The organism is Citrobacter sp. CK191 (assembly GCF_030333435.1).
In the GTDB taxonomy this organism is placed as follows: domain Bacteria; phylum Pseudomonadota; class Gammaproteobacteria; order Enterobacterales; family Enterobacteriaceae; genus Citrobacter_B; species Citrobacter_B koseri.
This window is the reverse complement of record NZ_JAOWFX010000031.1, coordinates 25,896-49,218: the sequence shown is the minus strand read 5'-3', so window position 1 is coordinate 49,218 and position 23,323 is coordinate 25,896. Positions and strand designations below refer to the sequence as shown.

At 48.9% G+C, this 23,323-nt stretch carries 14 protein-coding genes, 1 tRNA gene and 1 pseudogene; 7 read left to right on the top strand and 9 right to left on the bottom strand.

The window, feature by feature from the left end:
• The first annotated feature begins 56 nt into the window (after positions 1–56).
• Positions 57–131, top strand: a tRNA-Arg gene (locus OGV82_RS11850).
• Between the two features lie 172 nt (positions 132–303).
• Here OGV82_RS11850 and OGV82_RS11845 read toward each other — a convergent pair.
• On the bottom strand, positions 304–1,908 hold the full coding sequence (locus tag OGV82_RS11845; protein WP_052194464.1) for an MFS transporter: 1,605 nt from the start codon (positions 1,906–1,908) through the stop codon (positions 304–306).
• Positions 1,909–2,535: 627 nt separating this feature from the next.
• Here OGV82_RS11845 and OGV82_RS11840 point away from each other — a divergent pair.
• Complete coding sequence (locus tag OGV82_RS11840) at positions 2,536–3,960, top strand: glucose/sorbosone family PQQ-dependent dehydrogenase (RefSeq protein ID WP_200029234.1); 1,425 nt, start codon at positions 2,536–2,538, stop codon at positions 3,958–3,960.
• A gap of 42 nt (positions 3,961–4,002) precedes the next feature.
• On the opposite strand, the gene OGV82_RS11835 is transcribed toward OGV82_RS11840, so the two are convergent.
• From OGV82_RS11835 to gap, 3 genes are all read right to left on the bottom strand, one after another.
• Positions 4,003–5,565, bottom strand: coding sequence for a sensor domain-containing diguanylate cyclase (locus tag OGV82_RS11835; protein ID WP_047462267.1), 1,563 nt, complete (start codon positions 5,563–5,565; stop codon positions 4,003–4,005).
• A complete protein-coding gene (gene dosP, locus OGV82_RS11830; RefSeq protein WP_047462264.1) occupies positions 5,562–8,105 on the bottom strand; it encodes an oxygen-sensing cyclic-di-GMP phosphodiesterase DosP in 2,544 nt (847 codons plus the stop codon). The genes OGV82_RS11835 and dosP overlap by 4 nt, the downstream gene beginning before the upstream one ends.
• Positions 8,106–8,489: 384 nt before the next feature.
• Complete coding sequence (gene gap, locus OGV82_RS11825; RefSeq protein WP_047462261.1) at positions 8,490–9,491, bottom strand: type I glyceraldehyde-3-phosphate dehydrogenase; 1,002 nt, start codon at positions 9,489–9,491, stop codon at positions 8,490–8,492.
• Positions 9,492–9,673: 182 nt separating this feature from the next.
• Between gap and OGV82_RS11820 the strand changes: the two genes are divergently transcribed.
• Entirely contained in the window at positions 9,674–10,015 is a 342-nt protein-coding gene (locus OGV82_RS11820; protein ID WP_071818848.1) for a helix-turn-helix transcriptional regulator, read from the top strand.
• Between the two features lie 211 nt (positions 10,016–10,226).
• Here the strand turns inward: OGV82_RS11820 and OGV82_RS11815 are convergent, their stop codons facing one another.
• Positions 10,227–11,129 (bottom strand): LysR family transcriptional regulator, encoded by a 903-nt coding sequence (locus OGV82_RS11815; protein ID WP_047462258.1) that lies wholly within the window; start codon positions 11,127–11,129, stop codon positions 10,227–10,229.
• 525 nt (positions 11,130–11,654) lie between these two features.
• On the opposite strand from OGV82_RS11815, the gene OGV82_RS11810 reads away from it, so the two are divergent.
• The 3 genes from OGV82_RS11810 (at position 11,655) to OGV82_RS11800 (ending at position 14,571) form a co-directional block, all read left to right on the top strand.
• Positions 11,655–12,335, top strand: a complete 681-nt coding sequence (locus tag OGV82_RS11810) for a hydrolase (protein WP_012131416.1) — start codon at positions 11,655–11,657, stop codon at positions 12,333–12,335.
• Between the two features lie 65 nt (positions 12,336–12,400).
• Positions 12,401–12,679: a XapX domain-containing protein gene (locus OGV82_RS11805; protein WP_012131415.1), complete on the top strand. Its 279-nt coding sequence runs from the start codon at positions 12,401–12,403 to the stop codon at positions 12,677–12,679.
• Complete coding sequence (locus tag OGV82_RS11800; RefSeq protein WP_012131414.1) at positions 12,676–14,571, top strand: amidohydrolase; 1,896 nt, start codon at positions 12,676–12,678, stop codon at positions 14,569–14,571. Before OGV82_RS11805 ends, OGV82_RS11800 begins: the two co-directional genes overlap by 4 nt.
• A 306-nt stretch (positions 14,572–14,877) precedes the next feature.
• On the opposite strand, the gene OGV82_RS11795 is transcribed toward OGV82_RS11800, so the two are convergent.
• The 4 genes and pseudogenes from OGV82_RS11795 to OGV82_RS22885 form a co-directional block, all read right to left on the bottom strand.
• On the bottom strand, positions 14,878–16,389 hold the full coding sequence (locus OGV82_RS11795) for an EAL domain-containing protein (RefSeq protein WP_101744045.1): 1,512 nt from the start codon (positions 16,387–16,389) through the stop codon (positions 14,878–14,880).
• Between the two features lie 247 nt (positions 16,390–16,636).
• A complete protein-coding gene (locus OGV82_RS11790; RefSeq protein ID WP_101744047.1) occupies positions 16,637–17,023 on the bottom strand; it encodes a hypothetical protein in 387 nt (128 codons plus the stop codon).
• Positions 17,024–17,120: 97 nt separating this feature from the next.
• Positions 17,121–20,453, bottom strand: a complete 3,333-nt coding sequence (locus OGV82_RS11785; RefSeq protein ID WP_233606775.1) for an autotransporter outer membrane beta-barrel domain-containing protein — start codon at positions 20,451–20,453, stop codon at positions 17,121–17,123.
• Between the two features lie 315 nt (positions 20,454–20,768).
• Positions 20,769–20,996: pseudogene (locus OGV82_RS22885) on the bottom strand (hypothetical protein); the annotation flags it as partial.
• A gap of 1,085 nt (positions 20,997–22,081) precedes the next feature.
• Between OGV82_RS22885 and lpxP the strand changes: the two are divergent.
• A complete protein-coding gene (lpxP, locus tag OGV82_RS11780) occupies positions 22,082–23,002 on the top strand; it encodes a kdo(2)-lipid IV(A) palmitoleoyltransferase (protein ID WP_101744049.1) in 921 nt (306 codons plus the stop codon).
• Positions 23,003–23,323: the final 321 nt, after the last annotated feature.

Sequence of the window (23,323 nt, the reverse complement as noted above, 5' to 3'; positions counted from 1 at the left end):
TCAGGCGGCGATATACTTACTGTGCAGGGTAAAAAACGCTATACTCGTGCCGCCTCGTCTCCTTAGTTAAATGGATATAACGAGCCCCTCCTAAGGGCTAGTTGCAGGTTCGATTCCTGCAGGGGACACCATACATACCTCTCCTGACGTCTGCCGGGTTCAGTAAAACCGCCACAATCAGCCATCGTCTTGTGATTTTGCATTTCTACATTGCCACGAGGCAGACAGGATGATGCGTGATTCAGTCCTGCCGCCCCACAACGTTCTATTATTCACCAGACGGTATAAGCTGAACGCTTATTCTTATTCCTCTTGTATGACAAAGGATTCCGCTACACTCGCAGAAAAATAGTGTGTTGCTTTTTTATTCAGAATGACGTCATCCAGTTGCTGCTGTATTTGTCTGTCATCGACAGTCGCTCTGTCGTGCTGACGCAGATGTTCAGCCAATGACGACACCATGAATGTTTCAATAAATTCATTGGATTTCTCAGGAACTACAAACAGTCCCCAGGCGTAACCGCCATCCCTTAACCGGATATTTTTTAACTTTTTCATCAAACTGATAAATTGGCCATTCTTTTCAGCATCGACATGATAATAAACAGACACCAGCATCGGGCCGGTATGGCCGGTAATATCATTAAGACCGTCCTCAGCAAGGCTAAAGTGGTCTGAATGCTGCAAGTTAATATTGTCATGGTCAATTTTTACCTTTAATACGCATAACCAGACAACGACAATACCGATTGCGGCAGAAAGTAATGCTGTGGTTACTGACGTATGCGAGGCAATTTGTCCCCAGACCAGAGAACCGAATGCCATTGACCCGGAAAATACGGTCAGGTACAAGGCCAGCCCTCTTGCACGAACCCAGTCCGGGAGCGCTGTCTGGGCTGATATCATGAGCGTTGACAAGGTAATAATCCAGCTGAAACCAGCCACAATACTGGCGAAAATGGCGGCATATTGAGATGCTGCTCCGGCGAATATCAGCAATACGGCAGCAGTACCGAATGTTCCTGAGGTAATAAGAGCGCCGGCACTGAGTCGCTTACGCAGCGCGGGCAAACTGAATGCGCCACAGACAGCGCCGATCCCGATACTGGTTGTTAACACGCCATATAATGTTGCATCTCCCTGAAGTGAAAGTCTCACCACCAACGGGAGCATTGCCCAATACGCGCTGGCAAAAACAAAGAAGCTGGCAGCCTTTATTATTGTTCTCATTAATTCCGGGCTGTAACGGGCATAACGCAAACCTGAAACCATTGCGGCAACAACAGATTCAGCCGGAAGACTCCCGTTCGTTTTTTCTTCTCCTTTCCACCACCATACCGCAGCAATAATCGCAATAAAACTCAACGCATTCAGAAGAAAAGGAAGATAAAGACCGACCTGTGAAATCAAAATACCGGCCAGCGCGGGCCCGATCGCCCGGCTGATGTTAATCCCCATACTGTTTAACGCAATCCCGGATTTTAATTCATGAGGTTCAACAATAGCAGGTACAATGGCCTGCCATGCCGGGCCTAAAAACGCGGCGCCGGACCCGAGAATAAACGTGATGAATAATAACCATCCGATACTGACAACATTAAAATAGACGATAATTGCGAGCAGAGATGCGGCACACAGCATCATAATATTAACAAGAATAAGTAACTTTCTCTTGTCGAAAATATCCGCAATGGCCCCCGCCGGTAACGCCAGCAAGAATACGGGCAGCGTGGTCATTGCCTGAATAGCGGCAATCATGACAGGGTCCGGGCTTAAATTAGTCATCAACCAACCGGCGCCAACATCATTCATCCAGGTCCCGATATTGGAAAAGAGTGTGGCTATCCATAACATGAAGAAAACACGGTTACGTAAAGGTGACCATGCTGATGAATGTTGTTCTGCCATATAAATATGCCCTCCAGCTTAAGATGACCGGTAATCATTTACTTGTCACAGATATCAACGATATCGTAATCAAAATACAAAACAGGAAAAGAAGATTTATGGGGAATATTTAGATACAGTCCCTTATCTCATGACATTACCTTTTATAAAAATAAATAACAAGAATTAAAATCCGCGTTCAGACAATACCATCTCCGGTAGAAATGTGCCTGATAATCCTTAAATAAAGTGTTATCACTGAAAAATAGAGATTATTCATGGACATCACTCTCATTATAGAACACAACTACATAATCCAGTGGGTGAAAATCAACATTAACAACACATGTCGGACAGTGAATTTCAAAAAATGAGACAATAAATTCATATCGCGATATTGTGAGAAGCCAACAAATGAACCTCTAACAACTGCCAGAGAAAACATTCAGTACAAACAACACGTTAAACAACACTCCAATGCCGACACACCCAAACCGACTTATTCCACCTTATCGCAACAGATTCATTTTTAATAAATTATCGGCTTCTGGCGCAACTTGACAAATTACCTCTCAAGGACAATGGTTGTTACATCTTCGAAAATTTCGACATCCGTCGAAACTATTTATCATATACAGGAACGCAATGATGAATAATAAAATAAAGCGCATCAGTCAGGCTGTTACGTTAGCCCTTGCCATATCTGGCGTTAGTTATGCCGCAACCTCATCACAGGCCGCAAATTCAAAACAAACCGAGATACAAGCCTCAGAACCTTTTTCCGCGCATGTCCTCATTAGCGGGCTTGATGCCCCGTGGGATATGGTGTGGGGGCCGGATGATTATTTATGGGTAACCGAACGTAAAGCCGCTTCTATCGATCGTATCAACCCGAAAACCGGTGAGAAAAAAGTCGCCATTACGCTGAGCGGGGTTCATACCGGGCCGCAGCATGAAGGCGTTCTGGGCCTGGCGTTGTCACCGAACTTCATGAAACCGGGTGGCGATAATTATGTTTATACGGCCTATACCTATATGAACGGCGACAAGGAACACGCCAAAATCGTTCGCCTGGAATATGACGAAAAAACCCAGAAGCTGGGTAATGAAAAAGAGATCCTGGCTGGATTCCCGGCAGGCAATGACCACAACGGTGGACGCCTGCGCTTTGGCCCGGACGGGAAGTTGTATTATACCATCGGTGAACAAGGGCATAACCAGGGCGCGAATTTCTGTAAACCTATCGAAGCTCAGCGTATTCCCACTGAGAATGAACTGAAGAATAAAGACTATACCGCCTATGCCGGTAAAGTGCTGCGTCTGAATACCGATGGCTCTATTCCAGATGATAACCCCGTTATTAAAGGCATCAAAAGCCACCTGTTTACTTACGGACACCGTAACCCTCAGGGACTGGTATTTATTGGCGATACCCTTTACGCATCCGAACAAGGGCCATCCTCCGATGACGAGCTGAATATCCTCGAACCCGGCGGCAACTATGGCTGGCCACACATTGCCGGTTTCCAGGACGATCAGGCTTACGTTTATGCCAACTACTCTGAAGCGGCGAATTGCCCGTCTCTGACCTGGGACCCTAACCATATTCCGGCAGGCGTTCCTGTCCAGAAAGAAACAGAGTGGAAAGCCGCAGACTTTAAAGCGCCGATTAAAACGTTCTTTACGGTCAAAGAAGGCTTTACCTATAACGACGCCAGCTGCGGCCCGGATTCTTCATATATCTGCTGGCCGACAATTGCGCCATCCAGCGTGGCATACTACCCGGAAAACGGCGTAATTAAAGGCTGGCGAAACTCGGTGATTATCAGCTCCATGAAAAATGGCGCGCTGTACCGTGTTCTGCTGAATGCCGATAAGAAAGATGTCCAGGGTGACGTCGCGAAATATTTCCACACGGCAAACCGTTACCGCATGGTGCTGGTGAGCCCGGACACCCGTAAAATCTACGTGGCGACGGATAACTTTGGTAATGTGATGGATGAATCCAACCATCCAACGCATAATCTGAGTAACCCAGGTTCTATTATCGTCTTTGAATACACGGGCAAATAATTCAATAACAGGCGAATACGAATAAGGTATTCGCCTGCTTTTTTATCCTGCGACCACCTGGTTTCTGCCCGCCTGTTTCGCCTGGTACATCAATTCATCAGCCCGTTTCAGCGCCTGAGAGACAGAGTCAACGCCCGACGGCCACACCGTCACGCCAAGAGAAATGGTGATATGCCCTACCGTCTCTATCTTTGCGGCGGCGACCTCTTTTCTCAGCCGCTCCGCAATATCCGCCGCAGCCTCTACCGACGTCTCCGGGAAAAACATCATAAACTCCTCTCCTCCCATACGGCAGGCGGTATCATTTTTACGACAGCTTCGCTTCAGCAGCTGCGCCAGCGCTTTTAACGTAACATCGCCAATGTCATGACCAAACGTGTCGTTGACGGCTTTGAAGCGATCGATATCCAGAGAAATCACCGCAAACTGTCGCTGCTGATGTTCGTATTCAGCCAGCAGTTTCTCTGCCGCCCGTCGGTTGACCAGGCCGGTAAGCGGGTCAGTGCTGGCCTGATCGTTCAGCCATTTCATTTTCTCCCGGATTAATTCCATTCCCTGAAGCAACGCGCGCCTGAGTCGGGAGGCTTCGATATACCATGATCGAACGTTTCGTACTTTTTCTGCGGACTCATCGCTGTCCATCGAAATGGCGTGATCCGCCAGTTGACGCAATGGTCTGACGATTTCATTCCCCAGCCACCAGAGAATAAACAACCCCACAATACCCAGCGGTACAACGCCGCGTATCATTTGCCACATGAGCCCATCAAGCGCAGTAAGGGTTTTATCTTTTGGTTTTTGCGCCACAACGCCCCAGCCCGAGGTGTTTATACTGGCATACCCCGCCAGCATTTCCACGCCACGGGAGTTTGTCACCTCCATCGCGCCGCTCAGCCCTTGCTCCACGGCTTTCACTGCGGCATTGCCTTCCTCTTTTTCCCCTCTGCGGGCCGGATCGGGGTGATATAAGAGCTGGTCATTTTTATCAACGACATAAATATAGCTGTCATCATTGCGGAAATGATTAGAAATGAGCGCAGAAAGAACGTTGCTTCTTTGCAGATAAATCGCGCCGCCAATAAAACCGAGGTATTTCCCCTGCGCATTCCTGACGGGATGTGAAATATACACCACCAGATTACCGGACAGTGAATTGTAGGCGCTGCTGACCGTCGGCTGCATTTCTTTGAGAGCCTCGACGCCGCCTGGCGTGGTCAGCATTTTCCCCTTCAGGTTCAGGGATTCAGGCAGCACGCCAATAATTTTGCCTTTTTCATCCACCAGCGTAACGGAATCAAAACCAAAATCTCGCCGCTGCATCCTCATAATTTCTCCAGCGATAATGCTCTCATCATCGAAATGCTGACCGATGACGCTCGCACTGTATTCCAGACGCTCCATGAAAACCGCCAGATACAAATCAATAGTGGAAGCAATCCTCTCCGCATATGCCTGGTTTTCACTGAGTTCATTCTCAATGAGTACCTGCTTCTGGACACGCCAGGCTGAATAGAAACTATTGAAAAGAGTAAGGAGGGTCATCAGAAACGCAAAAGCAATAATAAGCAGACGCAAATTCAGCATCTGTAACAGTTTTTTCTTCATGATTGTGCATCCTGCAAGGGTGAACGGTAAGCCTCTAGCCATACCGGTAACGTATTCGCCGACAATGGTCGGGAAAAAAGAAATCCCTGAAGTACGGAACAGCCCATTTTTCTCAGTTGCTGATGCTGATGGGTATTTTCCACACCTTCCGCCACAACCGTCAGGTCGAGGTTATGCCCAATACTAACAACCGCTTCGACAAGCGCATTGACGCGACGATCGCGGGCGAACCGGTCAATGAAGCTTTTATCAATTTTGACCTCCGTCACCGGCAGATACGCCAGGCTGGCCAGACTGGAAAAGCCGGTGCCAAAATCATCCATTGAGACCCCCGCGCCCATCGCGCGAATCTCCCTGACCCGCGCAAGCATCTCGTCCGTCAGTTCCATCATGGCGCTTTCCGTAATTTCAATGGTCAGGATATTGCCGGGCAGCTGATATTCATTCAGCAGGTCGGCAATATAACGGGGTAAATCAGGCTTACGGAAGTTATGGGCAGACAGGTTTACAGATACTGCCGACACATTCGTGCCCTTTTCCCGCCATTCAAAAAGCTGTCGGCAGACTTCACGCAGCGCCCAGAGGCCGATATGCTCTATCTCTCCCGTCTCTTCAGCCAGAGGAATAAACGTCCCTGGAGAGATGTCGCCGGCGTGCGGATCGTGCCATCGGGTCAGCGCTTCAAAACCGTATACCTGCCCGTCCGCAGCCCTGATCTGAGGCTGATATTCCAGCCGCAAATGACCCTCCGTAATCGCATTTCGCAGCGCCATGCCCAGTTTCAGACGTTGCATGACGGCCTGATTCAGTTCCGGGTTAAAAAACTGATAGCTTCCACCGCTTTCACGTACCCGCTCCATCGCGCTCTCGGCGTGGGCCAGCAGCGTTTCCCTGTCGCCGCCAATGGAATGGCTGATCCCAATACAGGCTTTAAGCTCGAAGGTCTGCCCGGCGGCGCTCATTTCAGCGCCAACAATATGCTGCATAAGCTCAGCCAGGTGTGAGGCCTCATCAACACGACAGGCGCTCGCCACCACGACAAACTGCGCGCCACCCACCCGGCTGATAAAGTGATGCGGCCCAAACCTCTCCTGCAAGCGGTTAGCCAGCGTGATAATCACCTGGTCGCCAGCGGAATACCCCAGTGACTCATTCACCTTACGAAAACGGTTAATATCGAGGAAAAACACGGCGAGTTCCGGCTCGTTACCCGACAGCAGTTTATCCAGATGGTGATAGAGATACTGACGATTGGGCAGCCCCGTAAGGGCATCGAACCGAACCAGTCGGTCGATTTGCTGGCGACCTTCCTCCCGCTCAATCGCCAGAGCGCAAAGATGAACGCTGGCATCGGCAATGCGAACCAGAAATGTATCCGGCTCATTCTGTGTCCTGAAATAAAAAGCAAACGTCCCTGCCACGGAACCATCTCGACGTTTTACAGGGTATGTCCAGCATGCCCGAAAACCATGAGGCAACATCTGATGTTTATAGGGAGCCCATAGAGGATCGGTGCTGATATCCTGGACCATGACGGGCTCGCCACGCGCAGCACAAGTACCGCAGCTTGCCACGCCTTCACCGACGGCCACGCCATCCCAGTATTCACCATATTCTTTTGGAAAACCGGGAGCTGCCCACGGGCGCATCCGGTTATCGACGATCCGGCATACCGAGACCAGTACGCCTGGCGCAATATTTCCAATTCGCTGGCAGATGTAATCACCCGTTTCCTGGAAAGTCATCCGGCTGGTCAGCGCGGCCAGTACATCCCGTTCCAGATTACGAATATTACGTTCTTCCGTAATATCAACGAAGGTTACGACAAGGTTACGGGTCTGGCGGTGGTCACGCTCATTGAGGACAGGGTTTACCGAAACCCGGCTCCAGACCTCCCTGCCGTTTCTGGTCGCGGTGAGGAGTTCTTCCTGAAACCAGCGACTTCCCCGCAGATGTTCTTCCACACGCTTTAGCGCATCATCGCTGTTTCCTGAAGACAGCAGGAAATCAGGGAACACCTGGTTCATGGCTTCATCTGCGCCATATCCAAACATGCTGGTGAACGCACGGTTGGTCTGGACAATACGACGTTGTTCATCCAGAACAACCACGGCTCTGTCCGTGTTATTGACGGCAAGCAACAACAGACGGTTTTGCTCGCGCCTGGCCACCTCTTTGCTGACGTCCCGGGCGGCGGCCATGTAGTGGATGCGGCCATCCACATCTATTTTGGAGAGCGAAAAGCTGGTCCAGACCTGCGTGCCGTCTTTTCGTTCCAGTTGAAGTTCACGATTCATCCCGACAACCCGGGAATTTCCCCCGTCGCGGTGATGGTGGACATAATCCCCATGAACATGCTTCAGAGGCCCGGGAATTAATATATTCATATCCCGGCCAAGCACTTCATCCCTGGAATAGCCCCACAATTTCTCTGCGGCTTCGTTAAAGAACAGAACCCGGTTACGCTCGTCGACGAGGACAACTGCCATGAACGTCTGCTCAAGAGCAGGAAACAGAATATTGTCAGCCGCAGCTTTCATTTTCAGATAACTCCTCAACAGATAATGCCTGACTGACGGAAAGTCACATTATCCTGAACAATTGTCCCTGCAAACCACAGCCTCAGGCAGGCCGATACATGGTGATGACGTCACCTGCCGCGTTTCGCTATTCAAACCCTGTAGGAAAAGTCTACTGAAGCAAACGGATTACTTCCACTCAGCGGTATAAAATATGTCACGCTTATCATGCCTGCTATTCCTTTTCTGTCCGGTTCCTTTTCTTACGCAGTACGAAGCCATGTTTGCCGTTTTCATTACCTGAACGACAGCGCACATCAACAATAAAAATCTGACATAACCTAAATTTATATCACCATTTAAAAACCCCCGCATTTTTGTGCAGGGGTTTCTTTTCAACAAAAATCAGAGGGAAATATACTTCTTCAATACTCTGACCAACTGGGTCACAAACCCGTATTCATTATCATACCAAGCGACCGTTTTGACCAGTTGCACGCCATCAAATTCTGTTACTTCCGTTTGGGTCGCATCAAAAACGGAACCAAAATGGATGCCAATAATATCAGACGATACAATTGGATCATCCGTATAGCCAAATGACTCATTATCAACTGTTGCATTTCTCAGCGCGTTATTGACCTCTTCAACGGTGACGGTCTTATTCAGGACGGTCACTAACTCCGTCACTGAACCCGTTTTTACCGGAATACGCTGGGCATGACCTTTCAGTTTCCCGTTAAGTTCAGGAATAACAAGACCAATCGCTTTGGCCGCCCCTGTCGTATGCGGGATAATATTTTCCGCCGCAGCACGAGAAGCCCTGAAGTCTTTACCTCGGGGACCATCCACCAGAGCCTGGGTGCCGGTATAAGCATGTACCGTCGTCATCGTACCGACTTTAATACCAAAGGCGTCATTCAGGGCTTTTGCCACCGGCGCCAGACAGTTTGTCGTACAGGACGCAACGGAAATAATGTTATCAGCAGAAGTGAGCGTTTCATCATTCACATGATAAACGATGGTCTTCATATCGCCAGCAGGCGCGGAGATAAGCACTTTTTTCGCCCCGGCTTCAATATGAGCATTCGCTTTTTCTGCTGAAGTATAAAAACCGGTACATTCCACAACAACATCAATACCCAGGCTACCCCAGGGGATATCACCCGCATTTTTCTCAGCAAATACTTTGATGACTTTACCATTGACGATAATTGAACCGTCAGCATGGGAAACCGTGCCGTTAAAGGGACCATAGTTTGAATCATATTTCAGCAAATAAGCCAAAACATCCGGCGAGGTAAGATCGTTTATAGCGACAATTTCCACATTCAGTTCGGTTTCCAGAATCCGGCGTAATACCAGTCTGCCAATACGACCGAAACCATTGATGCCAATTCTTTTCATATTCAATCCTCAAAATAAAAGCGCTCATAAGACACTACCAACATACACAACAAGGTTACCGATGCTGCATAATTTTATTGCTGGTTATCATCAAAAAAACTGCACAATAAAGTTCGATATAAGCATTATGATTATGATACGTTGATACATAATCAATAACCGAAAATGGCAGATGTATTATCATGTACAAAAGTGTGCTCGACGTTCTACTTGAATGGCTCCACAACAATACAGACAAACCATTACGAATTACTGACATAGCCGCGAGATCTGGATATTCGCCCTGGCACCTCCAGAGAATATTCAAATCACATACCGGCGTAACCCTTGGTCAGTATGTGACAGAGTTAAAATTAAATAAGGCCTTTGAACTTTTATCGACAACCAGAACACCGATAATGGATGTGTCCTTTATCGTAGGTTTTTCCAGTCAGCAAGCCTTTTCAAGACGATTCCATCAATACTTTGGGAAAACGCCAGGACAAGTCAGACGCGATATGACAGAAAAAAGAGAACGCGTTTAATTTCAACCGAACATCAGGCAAGCATAATTTTAAAGAGCAACGAACATCTTATCCCTTCTGGAATACCAGGGATTACATCGCTTTGATGATCATATGATAGTTATCAGCGTCGGCTTGACACGGCCATTTTATGTCACTGCCTGAGCCCATCAATACTCAAATAACATATTCACTATCCTGATTTAGTTGACAACATCAGCCCCTACATCACTCATGCTTTTTTAATCGGGTCGACGATGCCGGCAATTCTTTCGGCCAGAAATGGCAATAAGATCCGGGTCACTGCGCTGCGCTGGCGATGTTTTGGATACAGCGCGCTGATCGTCAGCGGAGGCGGCGAGTAATCAGACAATATCTGCACTAAAGCGCCTTGTTGCAGCGAGTCTTCAACGATAAAAAGCGGCAAAAGCGCAATACCGGCCCCCGCTTCTGCGGCCTCGCGGATCACGTCCCCGTTATTACTGCTCAGATTGCCTCTGACGGCATACGTATTCGGTGAATTTTCCTCCGTCAATTTCCAGCCGAATTGCCCCTCCCGACCATACAAAAGGCAGCTATGCTGCGCCAGTTCAGAAGGCGCCAGAGGCGTACCGTGCAAACGGAGATAATCCGGGCTGGCGCAAATCACCATCGGTAATTTACCCAGACAGCGAGCAATTAAGGTAGAGTCCATCAGGTTCCCGATGCGCAAAACCATATCGTAGCCTTCGCCCACCACATCAACATATCTGTCATTCATATCAATATGAACGGTAAGTTCTGGATGCGCCGCCTGAAATTCAACAATCAGGGGGGCAAGTCGCCTGATGCCGTATGTCATCGGCAGGCTAATCCTGAATGACCCGGCCAGTTTTTGCTGCCGGGCGGAGATAACCTGCTCGGCTTCATGAACCTCTTCCAGAATGCGCCGGGCATGATGAAAAAAAGCCTGGCCGGTATCCGTAACGGACAACTTTCGGGTATTTCGCACCAGTAATCGGGCTGAAACTTTTTTCTCCAGCGCGGCCATTCTTCTGCTGACAAATTGTTTGGATAGACTCAGGTGTTCGGCTGCTGCTGTAAAACTTCCCATATTTACGATGGTTACAAAAATTCGAATATCTTCTAAATGCATTACTGTCACCAGATACGGGACGTATGATTGTCCTGTTATGAATACAGTCCCTATAATAGTTTACCGGTGGTGAAATCGTAAACCCCATGAGTCATGACAAGGAACAATATTTAATAAATAATAAGTTTCCAAAAGTTTTCTTAAACATGTTGTATAAAATTCTTAAACAAGACATGAGAAAAATATGATTGTCACATTTTAAAAGACAGTGAGTAATGTTTTTGAACATTGATGTTAGCCATAAAACTTCTAAACTGAGTCTGTCGTCACATTCTGATCGACAGATCAAAATGATGGTAAAGATATTCCCCTGTCATTAATCAGATGACGGATGGATAACAAATAAAAAGGAAGAGTACGCGGATAAGGAACGAACATTGCTGACAGCACGTATACCGTAACATGAAATAAATGCGACGGGAAAATGTTGAACGTCAGGAAGGAATAACACGGCATTATTCTCTTCGGGAATGCGCATTTCTAATCATGTTGTGCTTACACTATATTAGTTCAGGAGAAAGTGATATGTCTCATTACCTTGATGTCCTCACCCCGCAGAACAGTCAACTGATTTTTATCGACCAGCAACCCCAGATGGCCTTCGGGGTACAATCTATTGACCGTCAGGTACTGAAAAACAACGTTGTTGGCCTGGCCAAAGCGGCAAAACTGTTTAATATCCCCACCACCATCACGACCGTAGAAACCGAAAGTTTTTCCGGTAACACCTATCCCGAACTCCTGGCCGTTTTCCCGGAAAACAACATCCTGGAACGTACTTCAATGAACTCATGGGACGATCAGAACGTGCGTGATGCACTGGCGGCGAATGGTCGTAAGAAAGTGATTGTTTCCGGTCTGTGGACGGAAGTCTGTAACACCACGTTTGCCCTGTGTGCAGTCAAAGACGCGGATTATCAAATCTATATGGTTGTTGATGCTTCCGGCGGCACCTCCGTTGATGCGCACAAATACGCTATCGATCGTATGGTTCAGGCAGGCATCGTACCGGTAACCTGGCAGCAGGTCATTCTTGAGTGGCAGCGCGACTGGGCCCGTAAAGAGACCTACAACGGCATTATGGATATCGTGCGTGAACACTCCGGCGCCTACGGCATGGGCGTCGATTATGCCTATACTATGGTTCATAAAGCGCCTGAGCGCGTACAACACGGCGAACGTATCGGCCCAAACCCGGCTAAATAACACCTCCAACTGATTTACGGCAGGCGTAATGCACCACGCATTGCGCCTGTCCTGATGAGGTCCGCATGAAAATGTATATCCTTTCTCTGGGTGCCGGACTTCTTGTCGGCATTATTTACAGTTTGCTGAATGTCCGCTCCCCCGCCCCACCGCTGATAGCCCTCCTTGGCTTGCTGGGAATGCTGGTCGGCGAACAAGTTATTCCGGTAGGCAAACAACTTCTGTCCGGCACAGCCTTTTCTTCGGCCTGTACCAAAACACATGCCATCAGCCATATCTTCGGGCAGCTCCCCGGCCGCCAGGCAGCTGAAGACAGTCATTCCTCAGAGGAGAAACGCTCATGACACAACATGTTGTCGCAGACGTTATTCTGCATCATGGTCTGTTTACCACTCTCGATAAAAGCAACCCAACCGCCAGCGCCGTCGCAGTCAAAGACGGGAAGTTTCTCGCGGTTGGCGGCGACGCTGAAATTATGGCCTTCGCAGGTCCGGCAACCAAAGTCGTCGACCTGAAAGGCAAACGGGTATTACCCGGGCTGATTGATAACCACACGCACGTAGTACGCGGCGGGCTTAATTACAATATGGAGCTTCGCTGGGATGGCGTACGTTCGCTGGCTGACGCGATGGATATGTTGCGTCGGCAGGTAGCCATCACCCCGGCACCGCAGTGGGTTCGCGTGGTTGGCGGTTTTACTGAACATCAGTTTGTGGAAAAGCGTCTGCCAACCATCGAAGAGATCAACGCCATTGCGCCGGACACCCCGGTGTTTCTGCTGCATCTCTATGACCGTGCGCTCCTGAACGCCGCGGCTTTGCGTGCTGTCGGGTATACAAAAGAGACGCCGGAACCACCCGGAGGCGAGATAACCCGCGATGCGAAAGGCAATCCTACCGGATTATTACTGGCACGCCCCAACGCAGGCATCCTTTATGCCACGCTGGCCAAAGGCCCCAAACTGCCGTTTGACTACCAGGTTAACTCCACCCGCCATTTCATGCGTGAGCTGAATCGTCTGGGCGTAACCGGTGTCATCGACGCCGGTGGCGGATTCCAGAATTACCCCGATGACTACGCCGTTATTCAGAAACTTGCGGATGAAAATCTGATGACCGTGCGCCTGGCCTATAACCTCTTCACGCAGAAACCCCAGGAAGAGAAAGAGGATTTCCTCAACTGGACCCGCTCCGTCACCTACAAACAGGGTAACGACTACTTCCGCCATAACGGCGCCGGTGAAATGCTGGTATTTTCAGCGGCGGATTTCGAAGACTTCCGCCAGCCGCGACCGGATATGCCGCCGGAAATGGAAGGCGAGCTGGAAGAAGTTGTTCGCATTCTGGCGGAAAACCGCTGGCCCTGGCGTCTGCATGCCACCTATGACGAGACCATTTCTCGCGCCCTCGATGTTTTTGAGAAGGTCAATCAGGATATCCCGCTTGAAGGGATTAACTGGTTCTTCGACCACGCCGAAACAATTTCTGAGCGTTCAATCGATCGTATCGCGGCGTTAGGCGGCGGTATTGCGGTTCAGCACCGTATGGCATATCAGGGTGAATATTTCGTTGAGCGTTACGGTGCCGGCGCTGCGGAAGCCACGCCGCCCATTGCCCGTATGCTGGAAAAAGGGGTGAAAGTGTCCGCCGGTACGGATGCCACCCGCGTAGCATCCTATAACCCGTGGGTTTCTCTCGCCTGGATGATCACCGGGAAAACCGTGGGAGGCATGCAGCTTTATCCGCGTCGTAACTGCCTGGATCGGGAAACAGCGCTCCGAATGTGGACGGAGAACGTCACCTGGTTCTCCAATGAAGAAGGTAAAAAAGGCCGTATTCAGGCCGGTCAGTTCGCTGACCTCATTGTGCCGGACAAAGACTTTTTTGCCTGCGCCGAGGATGAGATCTCCTTCCTGTCTTCAGAATTAACGATGGTGGGCGGAAAAATCGTCTGGGGGGCGGGTCCTTTCGAATCCCTGGATGACAATCCTGTCCCACCCGCGATGCCAGACTGGTCGCCGACGCGCACCTTCAAAGGCTACGCCGCATGGGGAGAGCCAGAAGGCGCGGGGAAAAACTCGCTTGCCGTACGACAAATGGCGATGGCCTCCTGCGGTTGCTCTCACGGCTGCGGCCTGCACGGGCACGATCATGCTGGCGCATGGACATCCAGCCTGCCGGTATCGGATCTGAAAGGGTTCTTTGGCGCGCTTGGCTGCTCCTGCTGGGCTGTCTGACCGTGGAACCTGACATGACATCTTCACAACGTCTGACGCATGCCGTTCGCCCCCTTATCGGGGCGGCGGTATGCCGTTGGCTGGCTGGACGTGCAGAAAAAGACGGCTGACGAATAAAAAAACATTCAGCAATGGCGGTAATCCGTGGTGGATCATTCGTGACAGTCGTGAACTGGATATCGCCCGCCACCAGGGTAAATATGTGGTTGAGATCGCGCTACAACTTAAGTCCTGATATATCATGCGCATATTACTCCGGGTAATATGCGCATGATATATCGATAAATTTCGCATTATTATCAGAAATTAACACAGTAATACTTTATCGCTCTGAATAATATACTGCATTAAATGAAAACTGGACAATGGCATTGACCAGTAATTCCCCTGTTGTAAAACAACACCGCGCAGTGATAAATAGTGGTACTGCTGATCATTTTCAATACCATCCGCGATAATCGTATAATTTTTATTTACCGCCGAACGAATAATATCATCAACACTCGCGACAGGTTCTTTGGAGTCCGAGATTAATCCGGTAATTGACTTTTCAATTCTGACAGCATCAACCGGAAGGTATAAATTACGGTCAGCATTTAAACGCTCTAAAAATAAGGAACTCATTTTAATTTTAATGCCTTCAACACGTAACCTCCTGAGAACTGAATCAAACTCAAGCGTTGTATCACGATAAACAACCTCAGGAAATTCCAGCGTCAGTTTTACATCGCTGGGCAAGCGTTGTTGAAACTCAACAAACGAATCAATAAGTTCTGGCATAGCGATCATCGATTCACTAAGTCGGAAATTAATGTAGAATGTTCTCGGCAGTCTGAGGCGTAAAGAGAGTATATCTTTTTCCACCTGTCGTAAAATGAAGTTAACTAATGGAGATATCATCCCGGTTTTATTTGCCAGAGAGATAATCTCTTCATTAATAACGGATGTATCGTTCCCCTTCTTCCATCGCATGACCACTTCTGCGCCATATAACGCCCCGGAAGCACAATTCATGACGGGTTCGTAATAAGGAACGAACTGCTGTTTGCGCAGCCCCCGGCGAAGTTGTATATACCGGGACATCGCGATTCGTTGTAGCGTATAGTTAAACAGAAAAGCGGCAGGGACGGCAATCGCTGCGGATAAAAAGAGAATAAAAATAAAGTTAAGAACAGAAGCAATGCCCGTATGTTCCGGGTATTCCATTACCTGATAATCAAACATATTAGATTGTTGCCAGGCGGAGTTTTGAAAATCAATACTGTTTGTACTGATTAACTTATCATCGGAGAGAATATTTCCATTCACGTTAACAAGTAAATGACTGTCTGCAAGCAGCGACTTAAACCAGTAGGTACTGATCGTCACCACTATTGCGTTATTTCCTCTCACAGTAACGTAGGCTAATACAGGCTCCCCGCGAAATGCCGGCGTTTCATCAACTAAAAATAGCCGATTACCGTTCTCCCCTGCGGTTAAATTGCTGAGTTCAGGTTTTGCCATCCCGGATGAGCAATATACCTGCGAATCCTGCAACAGGAAAATGCCCCCAATATGCGGATAACGGTGTATCTGTTTCGTCAGCATACGCACCGTTTCATCTGAGCAGCGTTCTGTTAAATGCGCGGTCAACGAATCTGATATCTGTTTCGCTTCAAACAGCAGCGAATCTACGCGCTGGATTAATGCTCTTTTGTCATTATCTACCCGGCTGGACGCACCCAGCCAAAAAGTCACCATGCCGGTTATAGTGATGGTTAAGAATACGATCACAAAAACTAGCTTGTTTCCCACCAATCCCCCAGCATGTTGTTTCATTGAGTTCTGTAAAAGTCCCTTTAAATATAAGCAAGACTCATTGTCATCCTGGCTTACGTAGATTAAACCTCTATTAAAACCTCACTCCGCCTTTTTGTAAAGGTTTCAGGCGTGATGACAGAGAGTTTAACCGGTTTTCGCATTTGATTGTTTTTATACTCAACATACTCATGCCACAATCTCAGCCAGGCCAGATACTCAACGAAAAACTTTGTTGTTTTATTGATGCTCAGCTTTCGCAAGGCGTTCATTTTTTGATTACTGATCGTCTTTTCGCTGACCTTGAACTGTTCTGCAATTCGTCGTTGACTGATCCTTTTTTTATGACGCGTAACTCACTTACGGTTAATACTTCTCGCTTCCGTCTGACAGCGGGATGAGATTTCGTTTTTGATAGCAGCGTTTCGATTTTGAATTTTCTGTTTTTCTCGGTGAGATAAATACGCCGACAATGTGAAAAAATCAAAATCGGTTCATGGAAAAAAGGCATCTTTGCCTCTTCAGTATCAAGCATATAGAGACAATCGCGCCCCGTATCAAACACAATCAAATTACGGGTGGTATTCAATGCCATTCTTTCTACTAATGCGCTAACCCCAAGATGGAAAAAACTATTTTCTGAGATTACAATCATTCATCCCTCACTCTATTCTTCCTGAAGAAAATTGTTTTTTAATGTTATAAAGATGAGAACTCACGACAGAGAAAGGGGGCACGACGCCCCCTTTCTGCTATTTAAAATTATATTTAATCCCTATCATTGCTGAGGTGTCATTGTATCCTTTATCGCCCACCTGGACGCCGACATTCCCCCAGACATTGAGTTGTTGATTAATTTGCCCCTCAACGCCCGTTTTTATTTCACCCAGATTACGCGCGCCTTCCTGCCGGATGCTGACACCATCCATTTTTGTGCCGAAATCGCGCGTATTGTGGAGCCAGTTCACTTCCACGAACGGTTGGAACTCGCGCGCTTTGCCTTCATCAATCACGCTGTGGCCTTTCAGGAAAGTACGGACGCCCAGTCGGGTCTGAACGTTGCCGTCCCCTTCACCGCTGATACGTGTGCCATTCGATTCACGATGATCGTCAGCTTCGACGCCCATCCAAATGGCCTGCGCCTGCGGCTGGATAAACCATTCATTTTTAGAACCCTTACTTCCTGCAAATTCACCCAGCTTGTGGGTGTACCCCAGCTCCAGCGACCCGGTGATCCCTTTGGATTTGTACGATTCGCTCTGAATATCCTGGCCTTTGACGCTGTTATTAAACCAGCTGTACTGTGCCCATGAATCCAGATAAGCGCCCTGATGCGTTTCATCATTGGCATACCACGTTGCATACACCCCGGCGCTGTAGCCGTTCACGGAACCGTCAGAGCGATACCCTGTCGATGAGGAGCGCGTGTTGCTGCTGTTGTGTCCATATCCGGCCATGACGCCAAGGTGCCAGCGATCCAGTCCGTCGCCGCTCCAGCGGGCAACATCACCCCCTACCTGCATCACATAGCGGTTACTCTGGGTTTTAAGCTGACCGGAGCTGTCCCGCCAGGCATTATGCCCGCCCGCCTGACGCATCCACATGCTGGTGACTTTCTTCTCGCCCGTCAGCGCGTCAATGTACTGCGTTTCGCCAAGACGATCGTGAAGCCGCGTAACAAACAGCGTATTGGCTGCCGCCAGGTTAGCTGTCCAGGAGCCCGGTTCAGGACGGATATCGGGTTCAGGTTTCGGGCCCGGCCCCGGATTTGGATCTGTCTTATGGCTGGTTAAATACCAGTTACCGTTGTTGTCGCCCTGACCACGGGCCAGTGAATAATCATACGCCCCGGCCACAATCCTGCCGTCCTGCGTAAACTCACCGTCGGACTGACCATCAACATGAATCACTTCAATGCCATTGATCGTCTGCGCGCCAGAACCGCCAGCATTCGTCACGCTGACGCCGGTTGTGCCAGAGGTGTTTCCTTTAACAATCAGTTTATCCGTGACGGAATTATCATCATTCAACGCGGTATTCAGATGAAGATGACCGCCATCTCCCTGATAGTTCCCGTTTACCACAAGCTGATTACCGGCATCTTTACCTTTGCTTCCGGTCCAGATATCGCCGCTGTTCGTCAGATTGCCGCCTACGGTAAAGCTGACAGGTGAAGAAACCGCTCTGCGAGCCGCGCTGACGTCATCGCCAATCAATAGCGTGCCCTGGTTAGCCATATTTCCGGCTACGCCGCCAAACCCGGATAAGCGCCCGTCTTTCCCGATATTGACCTGATGACTGGCCAGCGTGAACGCGTTATCCGCGCTGCCCAGAGTCAGACCACCGGCATTGATATCCGTCGCGCCGGTCCACTGGGCGCTGTCGCTAAGCGTGACGTTGCCGCTGCCATTCTTCACCACGCTCCCGCTACCTGTAACACCGTTCTCCAGCGACCAGTTTTCGTGAGTGTTCAGCACAAACTTACCGGCATTCTGAATCGCGGAGGTGCCTAACTGCTGCGCGGAAGAGGCCGTCAGCGTGGAGTCGTTGTCGATGTCGAAGGTCCCGGCAAAATGGCTATTGTTGCCAGCAAGCACCACATCACTGGCATCCAGTGCGACTTTCCCGGCATCGCTGATGCTGTTGTACAGCACGCCCGTGGCGTTGCTCAGATTAAGCAGTCCGGCGGCAACAATATCTCCGGTTCCCAGCCCCAGCGTATTATCCAGCACCGCCGTCGCGCCCTGAGCAATCGTGGTCGTCGCCTTCAGCCCCGTATTCGCCCCGGAGACATTCAGGGTTCCGCCTGCAACGGTGAGCTCCCCGTCGCCCGTCAGTACGCCAGACGCTTCACCGCCGTTTGTCAGCGTCAGATGACCGCCGTTCAAATCGGTCAGAGAGCCGCTTTCAGCCGTGAGCTTGCCGATGGTTTGTGAATGACCGCGCATATCAAACCCGGTATCGCCAGCCAGTTTCAGCTCGCGGGTATTTCCCAGCACGTTATCGTTCAGCATCGCCAGATTACCGCTGCGCACATCGGTGACGCCGCTGTAATCATTGTCCATATTCGACAGCGTCACCGTCTGGCCTTTCTGGCTGTCAAACGCCAGATCGCCGCTACCGGTCACTCTGGCGCTCAGGTCAGCCGCGTTGCCACTTTTCCCGTTCGCATCAAGGATAAGCGCATCGACGTCTTTACCCAGCAAATCGACCTGGGTCAGGCCATAGCTGACATAAAGTCCGTCATCGCTGTCACCGCCGGTCAGACGATAGTCATACGTTCCTTTCGCCACCACCACGCCATTCTGGGCGATATCGGCTTCAACAGCATCACTGATAGCATTACTGCTCTGGTCAGTTAGCGTTAAATTACCACCGTTACCGACAACGCCTCCGTCACTGGACACAAGTTGAACAAGAATATTGCTGTTATCCTGTTCCAGAAGAGGGATATGAGTATCCGGCGTTGGTCTGTCGTTACTGAAGGCCGCTCCCGTTGTAACCTGTACGGTTCCCTGACCTGAAATATCCAGTATTCCTGTGGTATGTACGGTATTTTCTGTCGTCGTCTGGCCCGGAATAATATCGCCAAAAACCAGCGTACCGCCGTCAAAGGCAAGTCCATCAATAACCTGCTGTCCTGGCCCCACTTTAACTGTCGCTCCCTGGCCCACCTTTAGCCAAATAGTTTTCAGCGCAGCTGTATTCGTATCTGCAAGGTGAAATAAGGTCTCTTTAAGCGCCAGAATGCCGCTGAAATTATCGGTTAATGAAGAGGAGTTAAAATCAAAAATATTCCCCCCGGTATTCACTGCCAGCGTTCCCTGCCCCGTCAGCAGGTTAATAAACTGCCAGTCATGTTCGGTATCAATCGCCAGTGTGCCGCCAGTAACCACAATATCACTGGAGCCGATATTTTTTTGTTCTGAAATAACCAGCGTGGCAGGAGCATCAATATTAAAGTCCCCCTGATAAGCTGAGTTATCACCAGACAGCGCAGAAACTCCGCTTAACGCATTTATTGCCCCATTACCGCTGATATCTGCCCCAAGGGAAAAATCACTGCTGGTATGATTCAGAGTCAATACGCCATTTCCGGAACCAAAAATAATTTTTTGAGCGTCGATCATTCCCGCAGCGACAGCATTCTCGCCTGCTCTGGCGCCGGTTGCTAATTCCCCTAAAGAACCTGCACTGCTCGCAATACGGATTTCCGGAGCGCTCAACGTTCCGTTATCGGAAGCAACCGCGGTTCCTCTTCCAGCAAGTCCAACGGTTAATATGCCCCCCGCAGAGACTATTGAATCCGTTCCATCAACTTTAAGCAGGTTATCGTAGACCTTCGTTTCCGCCTGGTTTCCTACCTGAATAGTAGCTTCGGCGCGAGTAACCCCGCCATTCGATGTGATGAGGCTTCCAGAGCCATATGTTCCAACAATAATTCGACTGGCAGTCCTGAGCTCACTTCCTTTACCATCAACATTAACGATGCCAAAAGTCTCCGCAGATGTTGCTCTTCGTCCACCAATCCATATTCCACCGAATGATATGCTCGGATCTTCATGATAAAATTTACCGCCATCAGTGATATTCAGTACACCGCTTCCGGCGCCAGCGCCAACCTGCATGGCACGGGTTCCCACAGATACAGTAACGATACTCCCCTCACCAGAAACATTGAGCGTACCAGTCCCCCCCTTGCTTTGAGTACTGGAAACATCTGTTGTACCGCCAATATCTAAAGGATAAGAATAACTGGAAGCCCTGATTGTCAATTTTCCACCATCGACAACATTTACGATTCCGTTGGAACCGGCTCTGCCAATCTTTAATAAATCAGTTTGTACTTCACCACCACGAATAATATTCAGGATACCGTTAGTTTCATATCCTACATTCGTGGGAGAGGTATCACTCCATAAATAATCAATTGTGCTTTCCTGATTATTGTTGATATTTGTCGCCACCGCGTTTGTTGCGCATAACGCAGAAACAACAGCAAGAAACACTTTACTCAGTTGCATAAGAGACCAACTTTAAGCTCACGGTTAATCATGAATACTTAAACTCTGCTATAGCAGGATACGAGCTACGCTGACGGGAGCTCATCCCCCCAGGTAATGCCTGGGCTATGACGCAGATGTAAAAGCCGTAACCAGAATAAAAGTCAGTTAAGCTGCGAAGCAGAAACAAACCCCTACTCAGAGGAGTACTATTATTATACAAAATATCAATTAGATCGACAAAAACGATCAATATCATAATTTCAATAGGAAATAACAATCAAAAATACATAGATCGATCGTCACCGGCGATCGGAAATTTAAAAAATACCAATAAAAAAACCTTATATTTCAGTATGAAAAACAGAAAAATGAATAAAATAAGAGGAAGAGTGGAAATGCAGTGCCAGTACCTGATATTTCAGACTGTGTGATGTGGGTAATGCCATGACAAGCAGCACATTCGCGTCATCCTTCACCCCCATCAAAAAATATTTACGCATCTTAATTAATAATTTCTGGCTGATATTAATCCCCCGGTGGTACATTAGTTATCCAAGCATTCATGCCCCTCGTGGTTTTGTCCTGACTAAGCTTTACACTCTTTACAGGAACCATTGTCGTACATGATGGCCTAACTATCGTGAGTGTACCGCTGCGGACAATGAATCTTCTGCGATACATATTGTTCGTATCAACAGAGGGTATTTATGTTCCCACAATGCAAATTTTCTCGTGCGCTACTGCACCCGCGCTACTGGCTTACCTGGTTTGGTCTTACTGTACTCTGGTTACTGGTGCTGCTTCCCTACCCCGTTTTACGCTTCCTGGGTACACGAACCGGCAGACTTGCCCGTCCCTTTCTGAAACGTCGCGAATCCATCGCCCGTAAGAATCTTGAGCTTTGCTTCCCCAATCTGATGCCGGAAGAAAGGGAAAAGATGATAGTGGAGAACTTCCACTCCCTCGGTATGGCACTTATTGAAACGGGTATGGCGTGGTTCTGGCCTGATAAGCGGGTACGTAAATGGTTTGATGTGGACGGTCTGGATAACCTCATGCAGGCGCAAGCGCAAAAACGCGGTGTGATGGTCGTTGGCGTCCACTTTATGTCGCTGGAATTAGGCGGTCGGGTCATGGGGCTGTGCCAGCCGATGATGGCGACATACCGCCCGCACAATAACTCGCTGATGGAGTGGGTTCAGACGCGGGGCCGCATGCGTTCAAATAAAGCGATGATTGGGCGCAACAATCTGCGCGGCATCGTCGGCGCGCTGAAAAAAGGTGAAGCCGTATGGTTCGCCCCGGATCAGGATTACGGCCGTAAAGGCAGTTCATTTGCTCCCTTCTTCGCGGTCAAAGACGTCGCAACGACTAACGGCACCTATGTGTTATCCCGCCTTTCCGGCGCAGCGATGCTGACCGTCACCATGATCAGAAAAGGTGATAACTCAGGTTATCGTCTGTATATCACGCCAGAAATGGAAGGCTACCCGGAAGAAGAGAACCAGGCGGCAGCCTATATGAACAAGATTATTGAGAAAGAGATTATGCGCGCACCTGAGCAATATCTCTGGATCCATCGTCGTTTCAAAACGCGCCCTTTAGGGGAAGCATCGTTGTATGTTTAAAAAAGGCCGCAAGGCCTTTTTTATTGCCCGGCGCTATCTTTTCACCTCAATATCCCTGTTAACCACCTGGTTTTTATGTGACTTTTTCTGAACAGCAATAGCGTCGCTGAATAGCAATTTATTACCGTCAGAAATTAAACTGTCGCCGAATCACGACAGTTGTAAGTTACTAAAAGTAAATAAAAAAATGCCTCTTGTCTCGCCTCATTTTTAGGCGTACATTAGCGCCGTCTGGAGCGATAACGCACAGAATTCTGAGGTGATGCCACAAGAAAGACGGAGAACATTCTCAATCTCATTCTGGCGGGCACCAGCTCTCTA